A 26,395-nucleotide genomic window follows, 5' to 3' on the forward strand; every position below is an offset into this window, starting at 1 on the left:
TAATTCTTACATCTCTAATTCTGTCTAGTCAAAAGTGTCCTCGGTTAAACAACTCTGCTTATGAATATAATCGAATTGTTACATTAATTTGTTTAACAACATATTTGATCTATGTCTTATTCCTTTACGGCTATGTTTGCATTTAACAATTTTTATTCCTCTAGTTTCAATAGTTTTTAAAGATTTTCTGGACCATGCTCCGCTAGCATTTACAAGATTTATAAGCAAATTATGATAAATCGTACTCCAGTCTTGTTTTGAGGGAGAATATAAAATAAGAGTAGATAAAGAACGGGTTTCGCGTTCTACCTCAATAATATTGAATCGACTGCCATGTACCGCATATACTTCAGCAATTACATAACGCCTCTTTGCAATACCATCGCTTAGCTTTGTAAATTTTCGTTCTCCTAGGACCTCTGGTAATACATCGGTAAATGCTCGAATTGCTTTTATCTCTGGATACTGTTCCAATACTTTCAAGACATTAATAAATTCCTGTAGCTCCCCTTGGGCTTTAATCTCATGTAGCATTTGATGTTCTAAACCCCTTGCCAATTGCTGTCCGCCACTATCTGCTGTAGAATGAATAGAATTATTCTCTCCATAGTACCTCTTTGTATTTTCGTCCTCTTCCAAACGTTGCTTGGATGAACCTCGTTTTATTCGTTTGACTATTGGCATCGATGTATATTCATGTTTCAACTGATTCATCTGTACTAAATCAAAATCCTCCGTGGATCCATCTACTTGCTCGTCTAATGTAAAGCCTTCTTCATCGTCGTTTTTGTTTAGGGAACGATATGTATATTTCTTCGCTTCTTTTGACTTCTCTGAATTTTGTATTTCCGGATGTGAAATCGAGATATTTTCATAAGGAATATGCTTATTTTTTACATTGACAATTTGTAGTACAGTCCATGTATTATTGTCCTCTTTTACACGTGCAGTGACAATAATTGGCTGTGTAAAGTTCCATTCGAATTTCAATGACTGTTCTTGCAACCATGTAAAGGCGATGCTTTCATAGACCTGACGTAAATCACGATTCGTTAATAGCCAAACCAATTGATAAATGAAAGTTGTTTTGGTGTATTTTAATTCATACAGTGATGAAAAGCTAAGATGAATCCTATTTGGTTCATATGTTTCTGTGAAAAATTGAGGAAATGAATTTGATTCAAGCAAGCGATACAAAAGAAAACCATTTGGTGCTAGTATACTGCGTAACACTTCAATGACTGGTAAAATGACATTCTTTCCGTTAAAAGAGAATATGAAGCTTCGTGAGGTTGCAGGGTCATTGATCCCTGGAATTTTCCAAGGCTTCTCGTAATATCTGGCACCGTTAGGATAAATCGTTATATCTACTTCCTTTGCATCTTGAGGAGACCGACTGGTGGTAATCACCCCATCACTATAGTAATGTTGAATTGCCAAGCAAGGTAATGTCCCCCAATCTAAAAGGATCTTCTTTGTAACCCTTTTTGCCCGAAAATATGCATATAGCATTATTTTATTATCATAACGAAAAGGATCGCCAATCCATATCAGTCCTACTTTTTCTCCTTTTTTGAACGGCCATTTAATTTTAACTTGTCGTGCGCTCATCCTTATCCACTTCCTGTTTCATATGTATGTACGCCTCTAAATGTGGTTTTATCTCATGAATATGATGTGATTTAACAGCACCCATTCGTTGAACTTTCCACAATACGACTGGTTCCGCGTCTTGCAGCATCCGATCAATAATTTTACAACACCGACGAATTTGAACTTGTGGAACAGACTCTGTCACATTGTTTAAAAGTTTTTTCGTCTTTGGTAATTTATGAAGATGCTTCTCTAAATTAGATAAAATACCTAAACGTTTGCCGATAAGAGACTTTGTTATCCGAACAATTTTTTCTAATGCCAACAATTCTTTGTACAGTTGTTTTATTGCTTTACAATATTCATCATCCCTTGCAGACCAATTCACAGTTTTATTAGCACCTGTTTGTCTACGTTTTTCAGGTGAATGCCCAAACAACCATTCTTTATCGTATCGATACAGGTAGGTATATTCCTTTTTAAAGCGCTCTCTAATTTTCGTTCTTGAATCACGAGGGTATTCCTTTAATCCATCAAGCAATCGCTGTCGATATTTCTGTAACAATAGAGGGCTTGCTTTACTATCGGCTTTTTCTTTTTGTCCGTTCTTAGATAAATACTTTATTACGGTCTTAGAATCAACTCCAAGCATTCCAGCTATGGCTCGTGTGCTTAGATTCTCATTATTTTTTGCTAAAACATGTAATTTTTTATTCCATGTGTCTCCGAATAATTTCACACGACCAATACGATATGTATCCTTTTTTGATTGATCAGGACCCTTTCTGGCATAAACAAAGCCACAGGAACATTCAAATGTACCAATAGGGTTCGCTGATTTATAATCTCTTGTGATAGTTACATGATTAATGACCAGTTGTTTATAATGATCAGCAGCCTTATTTAAGCATGGCCATGGACCTGTACCAAATGAACCTGCATCATCTCCAACATGCAAAAGCTTCTCTACATCTTTTTCTAAAAAGTATAGAAACAACAAATGGCGAAAAGGATGTACATGACGTTCCTCATTACGAGTTAATACCTTTAACCAATTGTACTCATTTTCCTGTTTTAACCCTGAATCATACTTTTCTAAGAACCCTATTGGAAACCTTGCTTGGAATGTATCAAATAACTCATTTTGCCTTATTCGATTTGCCGTAGTAATTAAATTCTTTTCTCTAAGAAGCAATCGATACCTTTTAAAAATATCCTTGCGTGAAATTGCATTTATATCAATATTTAATAGTCGATATGCCATTTTTGCTAACTTTACTTGAATATCAGTATTATCAAGGGACTTAACTTCCTCTAAAATTGAAAAATCCATTCTTTTTGCCTCAAACCGAATAAATTTGATTCTACTTTGTTCGGTGAAATCATCTGGATATTTCTTCAGTTGTAAATCGTGATGTGCGCACAAATTTATACCTTGCAATTGGTGTTCCCGATGTATGTATGGTTCACCATATTTATCAATATCAGCCTGGGCGCATTGTGAACAATAGTATAATCCATCTTTTTTGCAAATACCTCCTGAAACCATACCTAGCCTTGTGTAAAGACCTTTGCCATCACCTTGGACGTCCTGCATAATCTCTTGCTGTCGTTGTTTGGAAAGGAACGGGGCATAAAACGGGTAAATGGTATGTTTCGCTAACAACTTCTCTACCGAATAATGATTTCCCATCTGTTGGACCAAGGCATGAAAATGGCTGCCAATCTCTACACTCGGAATCACAGAGCGACTTTGAAATACCTCTTCCAACGTATCTTTGTAATCAATATTTCCACTGTAAAAGTGATAACGTGCAATCGCCGAATAAATCAACTCATTTGGATATGGATCCGTAAAGAATGGCAGCATTGAATTGCCTCCTAATAGAATTCTTCCAAAGGATTTTTAATGTACCCATTTGCTTTCAATAGTTCATGAGGATGTTGTTTTTTGTCTAATGCTCGCTTTCTTAGCTTAAGTAATGGGAGAACCTCTGCCTTTTTCATATTTTCCTTTGCTTTATTATCTTTCTTTTGTTGATTTAAGTTAATCGCCTGCTGAATTACATCTGATTTTAGTTGATGAAAGTCTATATCAAATGGATTTTCCCCAACAATTTTTTGTACGATTTTTTTAATGTCTTTATCTTTCAAACTATCAAAAATACCCAGGGCTGCTACTTCAACACTTAAGTTTTCAATCGTGTCTTGTCGTTTATACTCGATTGTATTTTTGCGCTCTTTAAACGCCTCCTGAATACGTCCTGCTATTTCTGTGTTTCGCTTATGATTCAGCATGACTTCATCCAGATTGATCATGATATCTTCATATTTCATTATGTCAGCTAAATTGTTCGTCCGAATCGCTGTCATCATTGGTTGAATCGTTTGCATATCTTCTTTAGCAGTCTTTTTTAATACTTGTGGAGTAATTATTTCATTCGGGTTATTTTCATCGAATAAAGCTCGTTCTTGTGCTAGAATAAACAAATTGACAGCGACAGCAGTAATTCCTTGGCACTCATAGTAAAATGCCTTTTTCGTATTCTCTGTAAGCTCGGAATAGGATTTTAAGCACTGTAATTCCCAAAGCGTTTCAAGGAAGAACTCCCATTCTTCACTATCCTCCGCCATACGATCCCAAATAATAGCTCCATCACTTGCAGCCCGTCTAGCCTGCCTGAAGTTCCCCTTAAATAGCTTTTGTGCCTTAGAAGTGCCAATTAAGACCGTGGGAATACCAACTGTATTAGACAGTGTTACAAAAAAATTCAGCATTTCTTCCTGATCATTTTTTGAATGCAGTAAGTGTTGTATTTCATCAATGACTAAAACACCAATGCCATACATACTCGCCAGTGAGGTCATGTGCAACAACATTGTCGATGTGACTCGATTCAAATAACCGTATTTTTCTAAATATCTCGTACCTAGTAAATCATCAATTGCCTTAAAGAAACTTTTACAAAGCGTTGACAAACTACCATCATATGGACAATCGATTTTAAGCCAAACAATTTGTGTACGATTGAAAGATTGTCCTTCATAAGTTTCATGCTTAATCACTTGCGGATACATGAGCAGCAAGCGTTCAATTGCCGTGGTTTTGCCTATACCAGAGATACCTATAATTGATAAACTATCTGCTGTAGAGCGAATATAATTTAAACGGTCCTTGATATGCTTATGTGCAAGCTCTTCCTCTTCACGTAATTCATGCAACACTCGAACACGCTCTAAAAATGTTATGTCTAATGGATTTCGTGCTAAATAACCTCGCCGAATCAGGGTGGATAACCGACGCTCAACCTCAAAGTGAATCGGCAACGGCTGTATAAAGTTCCTTACACGTTTTAATACGTGATAACGAATATTCGTTGCACTTAATTTATCTTGCTCGCTAATTCGGGGAGTCACCATAAATCTTTCTAGCACATCATCCTCACTAAAAATCGGTGGAAGGGCTTCGATGAAAGGATTATTGGTATATTCACTTAAAGGTTGTTCCTTATAGACGCCTTTCTTAAACTCCCCTTTTAAGACAACCATGTCATTTGTTTTTCCCAAATTCCTCATCTCGTTTCTTCTTTAGTTTTTGCATTAGGCGTGAGGGTGATTTCTTCGGTGGTGTCTCATCGACTTTCTCTTTTGTAGCGAAGTTGATTACTTCAGCTGATTCACTAACTTTATTAGGCGATAAATCAAATTTTTCAGATTCACGATTTAATTGTTTTTCAACATCCTTGTTGTCACGAATAGAAGCTATTTTGGCTTTCTTACTCGTTGGTTGGTTATAAGATTGTTTTTTGTTCCTCACAGCTTTTTTAATAATTTCTTCCATTGCTGCATCAGTATTTACGGTGTGTTGAATTTGATTTGTACGTTCTATTTCCTCTAGTTCATTCCGGAGTTGCTGTTGGAATACAATTTCTTCTAAGAAATCTTCTTTATATTGCTGACTTGGTTCTAACAAAACACACGTCTCAAAGTCCATTCCGTCATCGTGTGGAATATAGATTTTTTCAACGTGTCGGGGGTCATAAACAATTTCTACACTTCTATTTTTCAACTTCAAATACCAATCTTCTTCAATCGCTCTTTGAGAACCATATAAGAGATTTTTAAACTTGATGCCAGCCCTTGAAATTGTCGCCTTTCCTCGTGGTAGCACGTTCAAGCGAAGAATATTTCTATCAATTGTTCTTAGCCTTCCTTTGCGATTTTGAATGCCCCAATTCCATAAATTAATTGGCGTTGGTACTAATTCTTCAGCAACCATTTCTTTTTCAACAGGGTATTTTTCAATGACTTTTTGGTTGTGATGCAGCGCCATTGTGATAATAAGAGACGTAAATTCCTTTAAATTCAGCGTAGCATTTAAGCGATAATCCTGATCACCACGCTCTCGAAATTCCTTTTGAATTGCTCCAGGTGCCTTTTGCTTTACCTTTCCGTTAAACGTACGGAACTTTCTTTCAACAATCCCTTTCAAATCTCCACGGTAAGCCGTAGTATTCTCAATTTTAATATTAAGATTATTAATTAAGTTGTCTACCGAATAACCTTCAAACTCACCTCGGTCAGCAATAATTATTTCAGGCAAATGATGTGTTGGCCATTGCTCAGGAGTTATATCAATTCCATATTGCTTACAAAATTCTACTTTGTCTGCAACCATATTATCTAAAGCCATCATTGCACCAACCCATGATGGACCTTCTAGTCCAACGTAGAGACCTGTGATAATACGTGAATACACATCTAATACCGCATAAATAACTGGTCGTCCAATTACTTTATTTACATCAAGCGAACTAACTAAATAAATATCCGCAATAGTTGCATCAATCTGAAATCTAGTTCCAGGACCATTTGTTTCCAATTTAGAATTACTTAAAATCGGGCGATGCTTCAACTCATACTCTTTCGTACTTTTACGAAATTGAATATCTTTTTTCGGATCTTCAAGCTTTTTAAACCAATAGTAAAACTGATGATATGAGGGGGTTCGGGTAGCATCCCAAATACGGTATTTCAGCTCACCGTTTTCCTTATAGCGATTAGAATAGAAGTCACGTAGCATAAAATTATAAACATCTTTTAAAGAGTATTTATTCTTTTTCCTGTAGTACTTATTGATAACGTGTTCAATTTGGACCTTTACTTCTTCTGTAATGTTAATACCGATTTGATATTCATTATTTATATTTACTCTTCTAGGACGACCAACTTTTTCTTTCGTTAAAGCTTTCGTTTTACCTTTACCACCTGAATTAGAGTAGTCAGGTAACATGGCGTTTTTGGTCATGCCACGCTGCCAATATCGAGTTAGTAGCTTTTTAACCTTTGTCTTGCCTAAGTTGCTCTCTTGAACGATTTCACGAATCTTGCTTTCTCTTCCTTGCTTTTGGAGCAAATCTGGCATATTGGGGACACAGTATTTTTGTATATCTCCCCAATCTTCTTCACGCTTACGAATCTGCACCTCTGTTAAATCATCTTCGGAAATCACCTTTGCATAAGGATCACTAATCGCTAACAGTTCACCTTGCTTGATATCTGTGGTTAGACTAGAGTATAGCTCTTTGCGTGGCATAGCACTGTTGGTGTCAATATTAACTATATAGACATGCGGTTCTTCCATATCTATTACCCGAATTCTTTTTGAATCTGTTACATATTGAAATACCTGATTAATATAAATCATCCGTACTTCACCTTCTCCAATTTACTTTCATCAATATACTTAACATCAATTGGTTGCTCTAAATCAATTGGCTTGTACATATCTGTAACCATTATTTTTTTAGCTAGCAGATGATAAAACAACGTAACACCACTTCCAAAAGGCAAGTGTGTATCTGCATCAAACTCACTAGTAATTTCCCGGATACTTTGCGAATTATTCAATAGACGATTCATAAGAGACATTGATAAATCTTCTATATGTTGGTTAGCCATTTCTCGATATACATCATAGCTACGAATATCAAAGTAATCATGGATATAACTAATATTTCTAGCCATAGTCTTATCGATTTCTTCTTCTGTTACAATACCCCAACTAGTACCTTTACGCTCCCAGTATTCCCGTTCAATTTCGAATTTCTCTAACACACGCTCTTCTAGTAACTTATCTTTCATTTTGATAGTATGAGCGACTTCAAATACACCTTGACCCTTATCAACTGTTAATAAAAAGTCCGTTGTCATAACAATTGGATCGCCTGTTTTTGGATCAGTTGGGTGTTTAATTCCAAGCTCTTCCGCAATGACAATCGTCTCTTCTTGTGGTAATAAAGGAAATTGTTCACGAATATCTAAGACAACATCGGAAAATTCAGTCAAATAAAAGTAATTTCGTTCCAAATCCGATAAAAACTCATATTGTCTGCCGGCTTTTATACCTTTTAACCTCGTTGACCGACCTAATGAGGAAACATCTTGAATTTTTAGCCATGGTTGATAATCTGCCCCACTTCCAGTTCCTCTACCTTCTTTAATCCACTTATCGACTTTAGATGTTCTTTTTCTTTTCGCCACAAAAACACCCCTTTAGACAATCATATCCAAAGGGGTAAAACTTCGCAACTTTTTTATAAACATCGCGACTTTGTTTTAAACATCGCATCTTTTTTACAAACGTCGCGACTTTATTTTAAACTTACAACGATTTTTGGGGAAAGGATATAACCTACTCCACAGTAACGCTCTTCGCCAAGTTACGTGGTTTATCCACGTCATGACCCAGCGCAAGAGAAGCATAATAAGACAATAATTGAAGAGGTACTACAGACAACGCTGCTGTCAGCATAGGCAATGTCTTAGGAATAACAAACACTTGATCGACCGATCTAAGCAGGTCAGTCAAATGCTCTTGGTGAGTGATTGCAAGCACGTCTGCGCCGCGAGCTTTCACTTCTTTGATGTTGCTGACAGTCTTCTCAAGCACAGCTTCCTGAGTTGCCAAGGCAATAACCGGAACGCCTTCCTCAATCAGAGCCAACGTACCATGCTTCAATTCACCTGCAGCATAAGCTTCGGAGTGAATATAAGAGATTTCTTTCAGCTTCAATGAACCTTCTTGAGCAACTGCGTAGTCTACGCCACGGCCGATGAAGAACAGGTTCTTGTGCTCAGAAATTTGTTCTGCATAACCCTTGATCGCTTCTTTTTGAGCAAGAATCTCTTCCACTTGCTCTGGTAGAGCTTGCATAGCTGCTAGAATTTTAGCCACTTGTGCCTCAGTTTGTGTACCACGTACCTCAGCCAAGTATAGAGCAAACAATCCGAAGGCAATCAATTGTGAAGTGTAAGCTTTGGTCGACGCTACAGCAATTTCTGGACCTGCCAAGGTCACCAAAACATCATTCGCTTCACGAGCGATAGAGCTGCCCACTACGTTAGTGATCGCCAATACATGTGCACCGTTAGCTTGAGCTTCACGTAGAGCTGCCAAAGTATCTGCAGTCTCACCGGATTGGCTGACAACGATAACCAAAGTTTCTGGCGTCACGATTGGTGAACGGTAACGATATTCCGAAGCGATATCATTCTCTACTGGAATACGAACCAAAGATTCAATCAAAGAGCGTCCTACCACGCCAGCGTTGTAAGCTGTTCCGCAAGCAACAACTTGGATGTTACGAATATTCTTGATTTGTTCTTCAGTCATGTTTAGTTCAGGCAAGACAACCTTGTTTCCTTCGGCATTAATACGCCCCCGCATAGTGTCGCGATAAGCCTTAGGCTGCTCGTGGATTTCTTTCAACATGAAATGCTCGTAGCCGCCTTTTTCTGCGGTAACTTCATCCCAATCGACAGTAATCATTTCCCGAGAAATAAAATTGCCTTCAATTGTCATCAGTTCGACAGCATCTCTTGTCAAGACTGCCATTTCGCCGTCGTTCAAAATATATACGTTACGGGTATATTCAAGCAGTGCAGGAATATCTGACCCGATAAAGTTTTCTCCTTCGCCAAGACCGATGATGAGCGGGCTTGCTTGACGCACAGCGACCAATTTATCTGGTTCATATTCAGTCAGGACGCCTAATGCAAATGCACCGCGCATAAAGGTAATCGCTTTTTGCACAGCTTTCACGATATCCCCATCATATTCGCGAGCAATCAGATGTGAAATAACTTCTGTATCTGTTTCGGAGACAAAGTGGCATCCGCCAGCGATCAGCTCTTCCTTCAGATCCAGATAGTTTTCGACAATGCCGTTGTGAACAACCGAGAACTTCATGCTGTTATCCGTATGTGGATGGGAATTCTCATCGGATGGTTTACCGTGAGTTGCCCAGCGTGTGTGTCCGATACCTGCGCTACCTGCCAGTGGGCTGCCTTCCAGCTTCGACTGCAGATTCGCCAAACGGCCTTGTGCTTTCACTACTTGCAGTCCTTCGCCGGTGAATACAGCAATACCAGCGGAATCATATCCCCGATACTCCAGCTTCTTCAATCCTTCAACCAAGATCCCCTGCGAATTCTGATTACCAATATATCCTACAATACCACACATTATAATTTCCCCCGTCCGAGTTATCGTAATGTGGCGGCATAAGGAAAGAAACGTGCCGTGCGGCATGTTTTTGAGAAAAAGCAAATATTCTGTTGTATTTTGGATCAACAAAATAAACTGTCACTTACATCTTATGTTTCATGAAATGCACAGCCTTCTTCTCTGCCGTGGCAGAACTACCGTGTTTCTTTACGATGCGCGCACACATGAATTTTTATATTTCTTATGCACCCATGAAAACGTTGTGTGAAAGGTCGCCCTTCCATTTTCCGTCTCCATTTACGGCTCTGGTGCATCACCGGGAGGTCCCCGCCGAACATTTCGAACACCTCCACCTCGTCAGCTTACGTCTGCCGTGATCCGTTCAAGCCTTTGTCTACATAACCATGTAGCAGCTTTCCCTTCTCCCCCGCGCTCGACCAAGCTCTGGCGCTTGCTATTGCAAACCTCACAATCCCCGCTTTCCTTCTAGAATGACACTTAATCTATTATATGCACCTTGCATTACTTTGGCAATGCTGAATAACCTAAATTTCACAGATCCCTGTTTAGACGATCCATTCAAGAAATAATAAACACCGGTGTAATGATCCCGATACGATCTCGTTCATCACACCGGCTATAAAGTTATAGTAATGAATTATACCAATTCACGTTGAACAACTTCTACAATTTGATTCACATAAAGATCTAGATCTGCCTTATCAGGGCCCTCTGCCATGACGCGAATCAGAGACTCCGTACCGGACGGACGTACAAGCACACGACCATTGTCGCCTAGCTTGCCTTCTACTTCAGCGATAGCTGCTTCGATAGCCTGGTTGTTAGGATAATTCGTCTTATCTTGTACACGAACATTGACCAGCACCTGCGGGTATTTCGTCATCATGCCCTTAACCTCGCTAAGCTGTTTACCAGAAGCTTTAAGTGTATCTACCAGCTGGATAGCCGTCAGAATACCATCACCTGTTGTATTAAAATCAAGAAAGATAACATGTCCAGATTGTTCTCCACCTAGATTAAAACCGCCACGGCGCATTTCTTCCATCACATACCGGTCGCCTACAGCTGTTTTAGCAGTGTTCAGGGATAATTTCTCGGTAGCTTTGTAGAATCCGATATTACTCATAACCGTTGATACAATTGTGCTATCTTTCAGCTTACCAGCACGGTTCATTGCATCTCCACAAATACAGAGAATAAAGTCTCCGTCCACTTCATCACCTTTATTATCGATCGCAATCAATCGGTCAGCATCTCCGTCAAAAGCAAGTCCCAAATCCGCTCCATGACGTAATACTTCCTCACGCAAAGTCTCTGGATGTGTCGAACCAAATCCAGCATTAATATTCAATCCATCAGGCTCAGCACCAATAGAAATAACCTCAGCGCCCAGCTCTCTGAACAATCTTGGTGCAAGTTCATACGCTGCGCCGTGAGCACAGTCGAGTACAACCTTAATTCCCTTGAAATCCTGAGAAATGGTTGTCTTCAAATACTCCAGATAGAGGTACTTGGCGTCATTATCAACCGTAACCATACCTAAACCAGAGCCGATAGGACGAGGCAATTCATCTACCTCAGCATCCATTAGTTCTTCAATACGCAGCTCAGTTTCATCCGTAAGCTTGAATCCATCTCCGCCAAAGAACTTAATGCCATTATCCTCAACCGGATTATGTGATGCCGAAATCATGACCCCCGCATCTGCCTTTAATAATCTCGTAATATAGGCAACAGCAGGTGTACTCACTACACCTATACGGATTACATCTGCCCCAATAGACAGCAATCCAGCAATAAGAGCCGATTCAAGCAATGGTCCGGAAATACGTGTATCCATCCCAATGACAACCTTTGGTTTATGCACGTTACCCGCTAGTACATATCCTCCACAGCGACCAATGCTATAAGCCATTTCTGCAGTTAATTCACGGTTTGCTACTCCCCGCACACCGTCAGTTCCAAAATACTTCCCCATTATTTTTCTCCTTTGAATACGCTACATTAGCTTAATGTTCTATCCTATGATTTGAATACTATTTTGGTGTACCTTTGGGACATATCCTAAAAGACGTATTTCAATAAAAGGTTACGTGCCCCCTGTACCTACAGGATTTTCGGAATTCGTACTTGTGTTAGCTGTGCCATTATTCTCTGGACTGCTATCCGTGGGGACAGGCGTCGCTGTAGCTCCAACTTCTCCGCTATGGGTAGGCTTCTCAGTGGCCTCCTCATCGCCTATAACAGGTTCAGAGCTTGGCTCAGGAGTAGGTACACTACCCGTGTCTGGATGAGGCGTAGGCACCGGCGTTGCAGGTGACAGCAACTGAACAGTTACCGTAAGCGGCACACTTGAATTAGCCAGTGCGATGAATTTAGGCAGTGATACCCGTAAAGAAACCTCGTGAGTTCCGGCAGTAAGGCCAGTCACATCAGCCACAACACCTATATCGTCTTTATTTAATTGATTTAGCAAAGTAGGTGCACCTGTTAAGGTAAGGGCTATATCCTTGCTTGTTGGATTAACAATACTTCCTTCTAACTCATCACCGACACCCTGTAACTTGATGGGTACCGCTTCAACCGTCCGTTCAGCAATTTCTGAAATCGTTAATGAAACGCTCACGGTTTCAGGCATTACTTTCTCAGTTCCTGCCGGAGGTTTCAGTTCTACCTTCAGCTGCTTCGTTCCTGCAGAATCTATAGCGCTAAGATCGACAGTTGCTTCATAGGTAGATAATGCAGCTAATGCATTGGCTTGACCATATACCACGACTGATTCCAGCTCAGGTGTCACATTTGATAAGACAAGGGAACCCGGAAGTTGTCCGGTAAAGCCGATATCCAGCGGTAAGCTCTTAAAAGGCAAGGTAATTGGCAATTCCACCGAAACGGTAGCCGGCTCAATGACGGCATCCTTCACTTCTTTTCCTTCGTTATCATAAGCATGCAGCTTCAATTTCTTCTCTTTAAAGGTTTCGTTCTCGCCATTTAGCTCAATAGTGCCTTGTACCTTCACCACTTTGCTTAACTCATTATCTGGCAACGTAACCTCAACAGTATCCGTAGGCTGCAAGACTGGGGTACCTAATTGATACCCCGCTGCTGGTTCTCCCTTGGTAACCAAAGTTACGGGAAAAGACTTTGTATTTCGCAGCTCTACATGTACGTTGACCTCTTTAGGAGTCATTCTTACAAGAGTTACACCTCTAGGTAATGAATACGAGAGTGGCAGCGTATTATCTCCAGGCTCAACCTTACTTAGATCAAGGGTCACTTTATAGTCGTCCGAGAACTGAAAGGAGATATCGGAGTTCTTCCCCTTAACCTCCATACTGACACTATCTACATCCTTGTATTCCAGCACATATTTATCTTTATCTAGACCGATCTCTTCGATCTTTACATTCTCAATAATCTTCGACTTAGTATCGACCGTGGTCTGTCCAACAGGTGCTGTGTCGACACGCACCATTGTAAACAGAATAATCCCAAACACAAGGGCAAGAATCTTATTGAAATTGTTATTGTTCATCCACTTATCCATGATTTTTGTCCCCCTTCCGTTTCCAGAAAGTTGAACCTTTCTCCTTCAGTGATGAACTTACACTCAGCTCTTGATGGAGCTTCGAAATCATTGATTCTTCCTTAATGTCCCTTACAATTTGACCATTGATGGCCAGAGAAATCTGTCCTGTCTCCTCTGAGACAATGACAGATACTGAGTCCGCAACCTCACTAATCCCGATAGCTGCACGATGCCGTGTCCCCAGTTCCTTGCTAATAAAAGGGTTCTCAGACAAAGGTAAATAACATGCAGCCGCGGCGATCTGGTTCCCTTGCATAATAAGGGCTCCGTCATGCAAAGGGGTGTTAGGTATAAAGATGTTAATCAGCAGCTCAGAGCTGACCAGAGAACGCATGGCGATACCCGATTCCGTATATTCATTGAGGCCTGTCTCTCGCTCGAATACGATTAATGCCCCTATTTTTCTATGTGATAAATAATTTACGGCTTTAATCACTTCGCCAATTAATTTACTGAGTTCTTCATCACTTTCCCCAGCCCGTCCGAAAAACCTACCTCGTCCAAGCTGCTCCAGTCCCCTTCGTAGTTCTGGCTGAAAGATGATAAAGACCGCCAGTACACCGAATGTAAACATTTGATTCATCAGCCATTTGAGCGTATAGAGGTCTAGGATGGTACTCACAGCCCAAATCAAAACCAGGACCAGAATCCCCTTCAGCAGCTGAATCGCTCGAGTTCCGCGGACCATATTAAGCACTTTATAAATAATGTAGCTGACGATCAGTATATCAACAATATCTTTAATGGAATCTTTCCATGTTAAGTCTGTAAAATAACTCATTGCCTAAAACCCCCGTCATTTCATATTAGCTGGGTTTATGTAAAATGTCTGTTAGATCTGTATCAATATCTAGGTTATAACGTTCGGGCTCCAGTTGCAAGTTTAGCCCCTCACCCATTTTCTAAATTTTCTAATTTTAGGCAACAAAAAAGCGCCATCTTTCCGGAAAAAGAGGCGCAAAATAATATTCCAGCTCAAGGTAACCACTGTCGCTTTCTTTAACGGTAGGCAACTTCAGAGAACATGTTCGTCACTTTATACCAGAGCCAACTTACCGCTTGGTCTATGCTTTTGACTTGCCCGGAAATATGAGCTGTTGAAGCCTGATACAGAGAACCGTCAATGACTGTTACGTTGCCGTTCACTTCCCCATATACCTGTGCTTTACCATTCTCTATGGTAAGGTCACCGGTAATAATCTTGCCGGAAGGTACGATTACAGTATCCCCTTTGATGACCACTTGATCCAGATCTGCACCTCTAACTACAAGTTGTCTATCTGGACTCCAAAAGGTTACGGAGCTCATCAGCATTACGACTAGAAACAGAGATGCCGCTGTAAGTGCAGGGTGTCTCTTGATCCAGGTAACAAAAGCATTTTCTTTCTTGGTCTTTGGCAATGAACTCATTATCCGGCTCACAAGATCATCTGAGGCAACAGGATTCTGATGCATTAGGGAGAACATCAACATATCTGTCTGTTCTAATTCTTTAAACTTTGCACGGCAATCTGGACAGGATAGAAGATGCTCCTTCAATTCCCTCTGCTGCTGATCGGGCAAGTCGTCATCCAAGTAGTCGTGCATCATAGAGACGGCCAGTTTGCATTCCATAGGAGCCAATCCTTTCATGAGTGCTATTTAATTATCCTAAGACAAAGGGTCAGGACACATAAGACTTGCTTAACTTACATACGTCGCTCTCCCAAAGATGTTTCATAAAAAAAATCTATTTTTACATTTTAGGGCCTAATTTTTTACGTAAAAACTCACGACCTCTGTGTACACGCGTCTTAATCGTGGTTACAGGCATGTCGAGCACATCACTTATTTCCTGAAGCGACAAATCCTGCAGGTATCTAAGAATCATCACAGACCTGTATTTCACAGGCAGACTGTCAATGGCCTCATAGATTAGCCCCTGCGTCTCAGAGAGCAGTAATTCGGTCTCAGGTGTTACATTATCACTTGGAATCAACGAATAGCCGTCAAGGCCCTCCTGATCGTTCATATCTGCATCGAGCGAATAGGTTGGTTTCCGTTTGCGTAATCTATCAATACAGAGGTTCGTTCCAATCCGATAAATCCAGGTAGAGAACTTCTGTTTGTCATCATACCGATCCAAGTTTCTATACACGCGCAAAAAGGTCTCCTGAACAATATCCTCCGCCTCATGGCGATTGTTCAGCATCCGGTACGCCAGATGATATATTTTGTCTTTATATAGTTCCACAAGCTCGGCAAATGCTCTTTGGTCGCCTTTTAAGGCGAGCTTTGTCAATCTGCCTTCCAAATTCTCCACCTGTTAACTCCCCCAGACTTGCCGCCCTTGGTATTTATTTTCAAATATCCACGGTACAAGCAATTAAATCGTAATTCAAGTTTGTGTAAAAATCAAGGATTGTATTGTAACCTTCTCTGTAAACTGAGTTAATTTCTAGGAATAAAAGATAGGGTGAATACAATGACATTCCTAAGAATGTTGGACTTTCGGTCGCTGTTATCCTCTGATTTCCTGATTATAAACCGCATATAGCGGTCGAAATCTGAGGATAAAGGCGATCGCATTCGCTCCTACAGTTCCAAAATTCTTCTCCATGCCCTCTTTCACCCGAATTTATTATTCTTATCATTTCCCTCGGACTACATCTCGGTTACATGGGTGGTGCAAGAAAGATCAATATTGGGCAAAGCACCACAATATTTTTCAGGACAAAAGAATCACTTCGCAGCACAATATTTAGTTTTATGAGCAAAGTAACTCGTATTAGGCAACAAAATCATCCCGTCGGTTGAATAGGCTTCTGTTAGTTTAAATTTGTCGCATATGGAGCAGACATTGTTGTACTTTCCGCAGGGTTTTCGGTGATTTGGCGTGTATGGACTCCAATGTAGGTTGAGGATTTCATTTTGATGGAACGAGTTATAGGGAAAACCTCCCTATAAATTAGGTCACAGCTGTTTTATGACCAAGTTATAAGGAATTTCTCCCTGTATATTGGCCAAATTCAATTAATTATACCAAGTTCAGCTGATATAAAGGGAACAATTCCCTATATTTTATCGAAATGACCTTATAATACCGATTTACGGGTAATAATTCCCTTTAATTCAGCATTTTGACCCTAAAGCAGAGAAATATGAAACTTAAAAATGTTAATGTGTGCGAGCAGACAGTAATTCCTATAAAGAAGCAAACAAACACGGGCTCCGGCGCTCCTTTTGTGTATCCTTTGCACACATTCATGGCAAAGTCCATAACGTGTGTGCCATAGCGCATCGCTTTATTTCGGTCTATAATGCTTCTTATGAAGAATATTGGTCAGATGATGACCGTGCATTTCCATGAATCCATGAAAGTAATCTTTTAGAATCTGCCGGATACTGCATAATTTCCTATACAAGCACAAAAAGTCCGCCCTAATAAAGGGCGGACTTTTTGTGTTAAGACTATATCAGCCGGTATTCCGAAGACCAGCGGCAATGCCATTGATGGTAAGCAATACTTCGCGGAGCAACTCGCTATCGTCTCCATCGACTTCACGGAGCGCTCTAAGCTCAGATAGCAACTGAACCTGCAAGTAGCTAAGTGGATCAACGTAAGGATTGCGGAGTCTGATCGACTCCTGAATCACAGGGACGTTATCCAGAATATCCTGCTGGCCAGTAATCTTCAGGATCAGCTCAGAGGTCAGTTTGAATTCATCTTCAATCTGGCCAAAGATCCGTTGACGCGCTTCCTCGTTCTTGCCCATGCTGGCGTATTCCTTAGCAATGATCAAGTCTGCTTTTGAGATAGCCATTTGCAGCGTATCTATCAGTGTAGTAAAGAATGAGAAGTTCTCATACATATGCTGCATAATCTTCAGATTCTCTTCCTTACCCTCATAGAAACTCTGCAGTCCGGTTCCAGCAGCATACCATGCAGGAAGCAAATAACGGCTTTGTGTCCATGCAAATACCCACGGAATGGCACGCAAGTCTTCAAAGCGGTCACTGTTCTTCCGTTTAGAAGGACGTGAACCAATGTTAAGCTCTCCAACCTCAGGCAGAGGTGTTGATTCTTTGAAGTACGTCAGGAAGTCCGGATCACGGAAAATCAAATCCTGATATTTGTGAAGCGAAACTTCAGAGATACGGGCAACAATCTCATCCCACTTCTCTTCATATAGATCCGCTTGCGGAATTCTTGCATTAATCGCTGCAGTCACAAGCGCAGATGTCGCTTGCTCTAGACTGCGGTAAGCAATCCCTTGCATTGAATAGCGGGAGGAGATAACTTCTCCCTGCTCTGTGATCTTAATCCCGCCGCCAATCGTTGAGGCTGGCTGAGCAAGAATGCTGCGGTTAAGCGGCATGCCACCACGTCCGAGCGCTCCACCACGTCCGTGGAAGAACTTCAGCTTGATTCCGAACTTATCGGCTGTAGCTGTAATCTCTTTCAGAGCAACACGCAGTTCCCAGTTCGCAGTGACCACACCGCCATCTTTGTTACTATCTGAATATCCAAGCATGATTTCCTGCAAATCATTCATTGCTCTTACTGCATCGCGGTAGATAGGCATGCTGAGCAGTCTATTCATAATTTGTGGGGCTTCATGCAAATCATCAATCGTTTCAAAAAGTGGCACAGCTTGCAGCGTGCATACGACAGTACCGTCGTTATCTTTGCGGAATAGTCCTACCTCTTTGGAGAAGACCATAACCTCCAGAATGTCGCTTGCCGCTTCTGCCATACTGATCAGGTAACTGGTGATACACTGTTTGCCGTACTCTTCTTGCGAAGCAAAGATCGTCCGGTACACAGCAAGACATTCCTCAGTTCCCTCACTATACGTCTGATAAGAAGAAGTGATTGGACGTGGATCATTCAACAGCTTCTCCAGCAGCTCAATCTTCTCATTCTCAGACAGTTTGGAGTAGTCCGGTGTAATATTCATTTTCGCCAGAATTTCAGTCATGGCATTCTCATGTTCTTGACTGTGCTGACGCACATCAAGTGTCGCCGTATGGAAGCCGAACAGCTCCACTTGGCGGATCAATTTCTTAATATAAGTGTCGGCCACATAATCGGCATAGTGATGCCGTAAGCTGCGGTCAATCACGTTCAAATCATCGATAAACTCTTCAGGTGTAGAATAACGCTCAGGAGTATCTTTTTTCTCATCATCCAGAACATTTTGTGTCTTGGAGATCATATAGCTAAGTTTAATACGGTAAGGTTCATTGTCATTGCGCCATTCTTCCATCTTGCCAAGATTAATGATCTCACGATCAGCTTCAATGGATGCGGCTAGCTCAGGCGTCACCTTAACAATACTTGTGCTAAAGCTTAGATATTTCATGAGTTCACGCATAATCCGTTGATATTCCCGAATCGCCAGCTTACGCTGCATGCGCAAGGTCTGTGAAGTAACTGTAGAAGTTACCGAAGGGTTACCGTCACGGTCTCCACCAATCCATGAGCCAAAACGCAAGTAGGTTGGTACATGCCAATTCTGCCCTGGGTAGTATTTACTGAGACAACGTTCAAGTTCCTGATAAACATCGGGCAATACATGGAAGATCGTCTCATGGAAATAGTACATCCCATTACGTACTTCATCTAGTACGGTAGGCTTACGGTCACGCAGTTCATCCGTTTGCCATAGCGTAATCACTTCATTTAATAGCTTCTCACGGAGCTGTTCACGCTCCCGGAAGGTTAAGGTAGGGTTATCCAGACCCATAACATCATCAGATATCCGCTTATGAATATCGAGAATAGCACGGCGCATAGCTTCCGTTGGATGTGCCGTCATTACAAGTTCCAGAGATAATCCTGCAATAATCTCGTTAACTTCCTCATGAGAGAAATCACGTTCACGAAGCTCTTTAATCGCGCTTTCTATAGAACCGGGTTGGACTGTCTCCCCAGCTGAACGTTCATAGTCACGTTTGCGGCGAATCCGATGGTTCTGTTCGGCAATATTCACGAGCTGAAAATAAATAGCAAACGCTCTTATTACCTGATGACGGTTCTCTGGATCCAAAGAATTGATTAACTCCTTAAATTCACTGTGCAGTTCAGGTAAAAATAGTGAGCGCAGCGATTTACTGGTTTCGCGAATTTTCTCCACGATCTCTAGTAGTTCGTTACCGCCTTGGTGAACCAAGACCTCTCCTAAAATGTTCCCCAAGAACCGTACGTCCCGTCGCAGCAGATTGTTAGAGTTGCTTTTGCTGACGGTAGTCGTAAGTTCGGTCATGCTGCTCCCCCCATTCTCTTCCGGATCAATGTGTTAATTATTGTCTGTCTAAAAATCGCCTATTAAAGCTTTCCTCATATCATACAATAAAACTGCGTGAAAATCTCCAACTATTTTGCGCTGTAAAGCGACACAGCATCTAAGATTATACACCAATTTCTCAATTTATACAGTCCTTATATTTTATGTATTCTTTCTTATATATAATGGCTCTAGCATACCTTCATTATGTGTATTTAAATACGGAGCGTTCGAATCTGATCGATGAACAGACCAATAAGCGGAGAATAATGACGATCACGGTTATACGAATAATAAATATGTCTTTGAAAATTATAATCTGGAATGGTGCGCATTAGCAATCTTCCTCTGGCTACTTCATCCTCCACAGCAAGACGCGATATAAACGAAACGTACCTTCCACTCATAAGCGATTGCTTTATGGCCTCCAGTGAATCCAGTAAAATATAGGTCCTCGGCTCATTCCCCTCCCGCTCAAACCATTTATCCGTCAGTTGGCGTGTACTTGATTCCTTGTCATGTAATATAAAACTCGCAGAAGCAATCATAGCCGGGTTTAGATTAGAAAACGAAGCAAATTCATGAGATGGCGCAAATACAAGCACGAGTTCGTCCTCACACAAGGCTTGAGTATGCAAATCAGGCAGATAAAAAGATTCTGTAGACAAAATACCAAGGTCAATCTCATGGCTAGCCAGCATTTCTTTGATTACAGGGGAAGGCTTAACCGATAAAGAGATCGTAATCCCCGGATGTTGTTCTCCAAACAGCCCCAATATTTTCGGAAGAATATAAGTAGCTGGAACGTAGCTCGCACCAATCTTAAGCGTTCCGCGACCCGCCTGACTGAACTCTTTTACAACCCGCTCCGCTTCTGCAGCTAGTGCATTGATTTTAGTCGCATAATGAAGAAACGCTTTTCCACTCTCCGTAAGAATCATTTTATCCATTCTGGATTCAAATAACTTCTCCCCCAATTGCTGCTCTAAATTCTTCAAATGGTACGTAACAGTGGGCTGCTTCAGTCCGAGTTTATCGGCTACTGTAGTTATTTTCTTATGTTTATTTAGCAGTTCTACGATTTCCAGCTTGATTAAATTTAGGTTCATTTTTCTCCACTCCCTCGCCTATTCCCTAAACGGTACCATAGAAGAATTCTATGAATGTTAAAATAAATCGGCAAAAAAGTTAATATCACAGTTACATTCAGCAAATATAGCGGGAATTCTTTACCTTTACACTAAGAACAAGCTTAAGAACAGGCAGGTAGATAGAGATGAAGGAAATTACAATCCACAGTTTGGAAAAGAAATTCGGAGATGTGCATGCTTTGAAGGCGGCAGATCTGAAGATTCCCGCTGGAAGCTTTACGACATTACTCGGTCCTTCAGGTTGTGGAAAGACGACACTACTCCGTCTGATTGCTGGGCTAGAAACACCGGATGCGGGAGAAATCCTAATGGATGAGGAGTTTATTTTCTCAGGCAACAAAAGAATTAGTCGCCCGATCCATAGCCGCAACTTTGGCATGGTCTTTCAAGATTTCGCACTCTGGCCGCATCTGACTGTCTTCGAGAATGTCGCCTTCGGACTTCGAGCCTCTAAGCAGAAGAAAGATTTACGGATTAGGGTTCAGCAAGCCCTTCGTTCTGTAAAGCTGGAAGGACTCGAGCTACGCTTTCCCCATCAGCTGTCCGGTGGACAACAGCAGCGGGTTGCTTTCGCCAGAGCCGTAGTTACTAGACCCCAGCTCGTATTGTTCGATGAGCCTTTAAGTGCGCTGGATGCGGTCTTGCGAGATGAAATGAGGCTGGAGTTAACCTCCTTGGTGAGGAACATGGGCATTACCGCTTTATATGTTACCCATGATCAAACCGAGGCGATGTCTATGTCAGATGAAGTGGTCGTTATGCAGGGCGGCACGATTTTACAAACAGGCTCTCCTGAGGAGATTTATCAGAAACCAAATCATCCCTTTGTAGCTCATTTTATTGGAAAATCCAACTGGATCGTTCCTGATAAGCAAATGCTTCGTCCGGAACATTTACGTTGGTCTCAGGAGGATGCTTCCTCTCTACCTTTTACAGGGACTATTCGACATGTGAGCTATATGGGTGACCGTTATGAAGTCATTCTGGACATGGAGAATGGAATCACTTGGACCGCTTATCATGATCAACGTTTACCTGTTGGAGAAACGATTCAGATCTATGCTTCTCAGCATCAGATCCATCATCTGAATTAAGCGTCCACTGCATGGAATAGCTATGTTTAATGCTGTTCCATGCAGCAAGATGCACAAAAAAATATTTGGGAGGCATTCAAATTGAAAGCAATAAATAATACTAAAGGACTTAGTACACTTCTTCTAACAACTATAATCGGTGCGATTTTAGCTGGCTGTAGCTCCTCTAACACGCCTGCAGCTAACGCAAGTAACCCAACTTCAAATGCTAACACTACAGCTCAAACTGAAGCACCACAACCAACAGAGAAATCTCTGAGTGGCAAACTTGTTGTCTACAGTGCAGGTCCTGAGGGTCTAGCCAATAAAATTAAAGCAGGCTTTGAAGCCAAAACCGGTGTTAAGGTCGAAATGTTCCAAGGCACAACCGGAAAAATATTAGCCCGTATGGAAGCTGAGAAGTCCAACCCAGTTGTCGATGTTGTCGTTCTAGCTTCCCTTCCGTCCATGCAAGGGATGAAGAAAGATGGATTATTACTTCCATTTAAAGAGGCGGTTAATGCAGATAAGCTCGTTAGCGATTGGTCAGACACAGCAGATGGAAATTATTTCAGCTATAGCGCATCCGCACTAGGGATTGTCTACAATACCAAAAAAGTTAGCACACCACCGACCTCATGGGATGACCTCACCAAAGCGGAATGGAAAGGAACCGTCAATATTCCAGACCCTTCGCTATCAGGCTCGGCTCTTGATTTCATGACTGGGTATTTAAGTGCTAAAGGGGACAGTGGCTGGGATCTTTTTAAACAATATAAAAGCAATGAAGTAGCGATGGCGGGCGCCAATCAAGAGGCACTTGATCCGGTGATTACCGGTGCTAAATCCGTCGTTGCCGCAGGTGTAGATTACATGGCTTATAAAGCAAAAGCTGACGGAGAGCCTGTAGATATCGTCTACCCTGCTGAAGGAACCGTAATCAGCCCTCGTCCAGCTGCGATTATTAAGACAAGCCCGAATGTAGATAATGCTAAAGCTTTTATCGACTATCTTCTATCCGATGAAGCTCAAGCGCTTGTTGCCAAAGCTTACTTGCTGCCAGGCAGAACCGATGTGAAAGCAGAGAATCGTGCAAATCTCGAAGAAATTAAGACATTTGATGTGAAATGGGAATGGATGAACGAACACAGTGATGAAGTTTCCTCAACATTCACACAAATTTTTAAATAAGCGTAATGAATATTAACTCTTTGCGCTCATTTAAATGGGTGAGCGGCGGACTTGCTTTATTTATACTGACAGTGCTTGTACTGCTGCCACTCCTGCTCATCTTCTGGACCAGTATTTATCCGAATGAGCAGCTGGATATAGCCGCGCCATTACGAACTATTATGGGTAGTCATGATCTGGTAGAGGTACTGCTGAATTCTATCGGGCTTGGGGTAAGCGTCATTCTACTAACTACGCTATTTGCACTACCTCTGGCGTGGATTATGGCTAAGACGGACTTAGGGCATCATAACTGGCTCGATGTCGTGCTGTTAATCCCGTTTATGACACCACCATACATTGGTTCTATGGGTTGGATGTTGTTTATGCAGACAGGTGGGTATATGGAGCAATTTCTACCTGTATCCTCCGTGCTGACTCCGTACTTCTTTAGCTATGGAGGGATGGTGCTGATCATGAGCCTGCATTTATTCCCCTTCCTGTATTTACTGCTGCGTAATGCACTTTTGCAGATCGGGGGCAATCTGGAGGAAGCAGCCTCTGTTCATGGTGCTCCGTTCTTTTACAGATTTAAAAGAGTAATCATTCCCTTGCTATTATCCAGCTATGGGCTTGGAGCTCTTCTCATCTTCGTCAAAACGATTGCCGAATTTGGTACCCCTGCGACCTTTGGTCGTAGGATCGGCTTTTACGTTCTGACCTCTGAGATCCATAAGTATATCTCTAGCTGGCCGATAGATTTTGGAAAAGCTACTTCACTAGCGTCCTTGTTGCTCGGAGTTTGTCTAGTCATGTGGTACATCCAGACTCTAATTAGCAGCCGTTTCTCTTACCGCCTAATTGGAGGAAAAGGGACGCGCACTAAACGTTATAAGAGCACGGGAATCGTAGGGGTTCTTAGTTGGGGGTATGTTATTTTATTACTTCTATCATCTATCGGCATTCCTTATTTCTCGATCATTACAGCCTCATTATTGAAGCTGCGCGGAGAAGGCGTATCTTGGAGCAATTTAACCTTCAAACATTATGCCGAGCTGCTATCACCCGGTTCTCAAGGTCTTGAAGCCTTATTAAATAGCTTCACATTAGCTATCGTTGCTTCTAGTATCGCGGTTATTCTTGGGACTTGGTTTGCTTTAACCGTAGGAAAAGGAGCTACATTCAAGCAGAAAATTACAGATCTGTTCAGTTTGCTTCCCAACACTGTTCCTGGAATTGTAATCGTAGTGGGATTAATTCTGCTTTGGAATGCTCGCTGGATGCCTATCCCGCTCTATAATACCTACTGGATGGTTGTGCTAACCTATGTTGTGCTGTTCATCCCCTATACCGTTCAATATGTAAAAGCAAGCTACGGGCAGATCGATTCTTCCCTCATGCAAGCGGGACAAGTATTTGGTGGAAGCAAGCTTTATGTGTTCCGCCGTATCCTGCTCCCTCTCATCCTTCCGGGGATGGTGGCTGGCTGGATGATGACCTTTACCATTTCCAATCGGGAACTGGTAGCCTCCTTACTCATTCTTCCACCTTCAATGCAGACATCGGCGACCTATATTTTTGCCCAGTTTGAACAAGGTGCAGTAGCGATGGGGATGGCCATGGCCGTAATCTCTGTAGGCGTTACCACTATATTACTACTAGTCTTAGAATATTTAAGCCCAGATAGAAAGCGGAGACAACAATGAGCACACTAACGATTTGGGGAGGGGCCGGAGAGCATGGCCGTTCCTCCTATCTTTTGCAGAACAAGGGTGGGAAAGCTGGGATTCTACTCGATTGTGGTGTAAAAAAAGAAGGCCCAGGTGAATACCCCCTGCTAGATACAGATATCATTCCTCATTTGCAGGCCGTATTTCTGTCTCATGCGCATGAGGATCATTCCATAGCCCTTCCCCTACTATATAAGTACGGATATTCAGGTAAGGTATGGACAACGAAAGCTACCGTTAAACAGCTACCCGATTATTTCGAAGCTTGGGATAAATATGTGGCTGCTCAGTCCGCATCATTACCTTATGGAGAAATAGATAAGCAATCTATTCAGTTCATGTATTTGGAAGAGCATATCCCCCCTCAGACTTGGCTGAGGGTTGCACCTAATCTTCGAGTACAATGGGGGCGAAGCGGACATTTAGCAGGTTCGGTTTGGCTGATCCTCGAATGGGATGGAACAATCGTATTTTTCTCAGGCGATTATACGAAGGAGTCGCTGCTGCTCATGGCAGATTCACCAACGATTGTGGAAGCCGGAGCTAAAGATGCCGTCGATCTATCCATTATCGATGCCGCCTACGGCGCGGATCCTGATGAGCAGCTTGTAAAGTTACAGCAATTAGAGTCAGCTATCTGTAGCACTCTGCAAAAAGGGGGTTCAATCCTCCTTCCGGTACCTATCCATGGCAGAAGCCAGGAATTGATCGTATGGGCAAGCGAGTGCTTCCCAGATGATCCGCTGATCGTCGAAGAAGAGCTCGTAGCACCGTTAAGAGGTTTGAGCGATAAGGCCGAATGGCTGAAAGAGGACGCTATTCAGCGCGTAGATATGCTTTTTAATAGAAAGAACTTGTGTATTGTATCTAACCCAGACGACCGCGCAAAGGCATTATTGAATCTCAAGGGCGCAATCGTATTTACCAATGATGGGATGATGCAGTCGGCAAAAGCACAAGAGTACTTTCATCAGCTCTCTGCTTCTCCTGACAACCATGTGATTTTTACGGGACATTTGGCAGCGGGTAGCCTGGGACACCGTCTCGTTAAACATTCTATGGTAGAGCAATCTAGCAACACGAGATGTAAAGTTTCACTCATACGCTATAAAGTCCATCAAGGCTTGCCAGACATTCGAGACATGCTCCAAACGCTTCCCAGCCGCCGGACGGTACTCGTTCATGCTCCCAAATCGCATATCGATCATGTTACTTCTATATTAGAAGGAGAAGGTTTTGCAGGACTGTACTCTTTACTTCCGGGTAATACGCTTTCGTTCTGAAGCTTAA

Annotated in this window: 17 protein-coding genes; 4 read left to right on the top strand and 13 right to left on the bottom strand. The window is 41.8% G+C overall.

From position 1 onward, the window contains the following. Window positions 1–78 precede the first annotated feature (78 nt). The 13 genes from CA600_RS17545 to CA600_RS17605 form a co-directional block, all read right to left on the bottom strand. Complete coding sequence (locus tag CA600_RS17545; protein WP_053522648.1) at window positions 79–1,611, bottom strand: Tn7-like element transposition protein TnsE; 1,533 nt, start codon at window positions 1,609–1,611, stop codon at window positions 79–81. Then, a complete protein-coding gene (locus CA600_RS17550) occupies window positions 1,592–3,463 on the bottom strand; it encodes a TnsD family Tn7-like transposition protein (RefSeq protein ID WP_053522647.1) in 1,872 nt (623 codons plus the stop codon). The genes CA600_RS17545 and CA600_RS17550 overlap by 20 nt, the downstream gene beginning before the upstream one ends. Before the next feature lie 11 nt (window positions 3,464–3,474). Then, window positions 3,475–5,169: an ATP-binding protein gene (locus CA600_RS17555; RefSeq protein ID WP_053522646.1), complete on the bottom strand. Its 1,695-nt coding sequence runs from the start codon at window positions 5,167–5,169 to the stop codon at window positions 3,475–3,477. Continuing rightward, complete coding sequence (locus tag CA600_RS17560; RefSeq protein WP_053522645.1) at window positions 5,144–7,300, bottom strand: Mu transposase C-terminal domain-containing protein; 2,157 nt, start codon at window positions 7,298–7,300, stop codon at window positions 5,144–5,146. Before CA600_RS17560 ends, CA600_RS17555 begins: the two co-directional genes overlap by 26 nt. After that, on the bottom strand, window positions 7,297–8,136 hold the full coding sequence (locus CA600_RS17565; protein WP_053522644.1) for a heteromeric transposase endonuclease subunit TnsA: 840 nt from the start codon (window positions 8,134–8,136) through the stop codon (window positions 7,297–7,299). The genes CA600_RS17560 and CA600_RS17565 overlap by 4 nt, the downstream gene beginning before the upstream one ends. A gap of 151 nt (window positions 8,137–8,287) precedes the next feature. Continuing rightward, window positions 8,288–10,120 carry a glutamine--fructose-6-phosphate transaminase (isomerizing) gene (gene glmS / locus CA600_RS17570; protein ID WP_094871743.1) on the bottom strand — a complete coding sequence of 611 codons (1,833 nt, stop codon included), beginning with the start codon at window positions 10,118–10,120 and terminating at the stop codon, window positions 8,288–8,290. Between the two features lie 640 nt (window positions 10,121–10,760). After that, complete coding sequence (gene glmM, locus CA600_RS17575; RefSeq protein ID WP_094871744.1) at window positions 10,761–12,101, bottom strand: phosphoglucosamine mutase; 1,341 nt, start codon at window positions 12,099–12,101, stop codon at window positions 10,761–10,763. 111 nt (window positions 12,102–12,212) lie between these two features. Continuing rightward, complete coding sequence (locus CA600_RS17580; RefSeq protein WP_094871746.1) at window positions 12,213–13,670, bottom strand: CdaR family protein; 1,458 nt, start codon at window positions 13,668–13,670, stop codon at window positions 12,213–12,215. After that, window positions 13,663–14,493 (bottom strand): diadenylate cyclase CdaA, encoded by an 831-nt coding sequence (gene cdaA / locus CA600_RS17585; RefSeq protein WP_060625814.1) that lies wholly within the window; start codon window positions 14,491–14,493, stop codon window positions 13,663–13,665. The genes CA600_RS17580 and cdaA overlap by 8 nt, the downstream gene beginning before the upstream one ends. A gap of 218 nt (window positions 14,494–14,711) precedes the next feature. Further along, window positions 14,712–15,326, bottom strand: coding sequence for a zf-HC2 domain-containing protein (locus CA600_RS17590; RefSeq protein WP_042192079.1), 615 nt, complete (start codon window positions 15,324–15,326; stop codon window positions 14,712–14,714). A 121-nt stretch (window positions 15,327–15,447) separates the two neighbouring features. Further along, window positions 15,448–16,014, bottom strand: a complete 567-nt coding sequence (sigW, locus tag CA600_RS17595; RefSeq protein ID WP_042192081.1) for an RNA polymerase sigma factor SigW — start codon at window positions 16,012–16,014, stop codon at window positions 15,448–15,450. A gap of 1,153 nt (window positions 16,015–17,167) precedes the next feature. Beyond that, a complete protein-coding gene (gene ppc / locus CA600_RS17600) occupies window positions 17,168–19,960 on the bottom strand; it encodes a phosphoenolpyruvate carboxylase (protein WP_094871748.1) in 2,793 nt (930 codons plus the stop codon). A gap of 236 nt (window positions 19,961–20,196) precedes the next feature. Continuing rightward, window positions 20,197–21,090 (bottom strand): LysR family transcriptional regulator, encoded by an 894-nt coding sequence (locus CA600_RS17605; RefSeq protein ID WP_094871749.1) that lies wholly within the window; start codon window positions 21,088–21,090, stop codon window positions 20,197–20,199. Window positions 21,091–21,257: 167 nt separating this feature from the next. Here CA600_RS17605 and CA600_RS17610 point away from each other — a divergent pair, with 167 nt between their 5' ends. The 4 genes from CA600_RS17610 (at window position 21,258) to CA600_RS17625 (ending at window position 26,388) form a co-directional block, all read left to right on the top strand. Beyond that, window positions 21,258–22,226, top strand: a complete 969-nt coding sequence (locus CA600_RS17610) for an ABC transporter ATP-binding protein (protein WP_094871751.1) — start codon at window positions 21,258–21,260, stop codon at window positions 22,224–22,226. An 81-nt stretch (window positions 22,227–22,307) separates the two neighbouring features. Next, on the top strand, window positions 22,308–23,396 hold the full coding sequence (locus tag CA600_RS17615) for an ABC transporter substrate-binding protein (protein ID WP_373455892.1): 1,089 nt from the start codon (window positions 22,308–22,310) through the stop codon (window positions 23,394–23,396). Between the two features lie 5 nt (window positions 23,397–23,401). Beyond that, window positions 23,402–25,081, top strand: coding sequence for an ABC transporter permease (locus CA600_RS17620; RefSeq protein WP_094871754.1), 1,680 nt, complete (start codon window positions 23,402–23,404; stop codon window positions 25,079–25,081). Next, complete coding sequence (locus CA600_RS17625) at window positions 25,078–26,388, top strand: MBL fold metallo-hydrolase (RefSeq protein WP_094871755.1); 1,311 nt, start codon at window positions 25,078–25,080, stop codon at window positions 26,386–26,388. Before CA600_RS17620 ends, CA600_RS17625 begins: the two co-directional genes overlap by 4 nt. The last annotated feature ends 7 nt before the right edge of the window (window positions 26,389–26,395 follow it).

Source organism: Paenibacillus sp. VTT E-133280 (assembly GCF_002264385.1).
Classification (GTDB): Bacteria; Bacillota; Bacilli; order Paenibacillales; family Paenibacillaceae; genus Paenibacillus_AQ; species Paenibacillus_AQ nitricinens.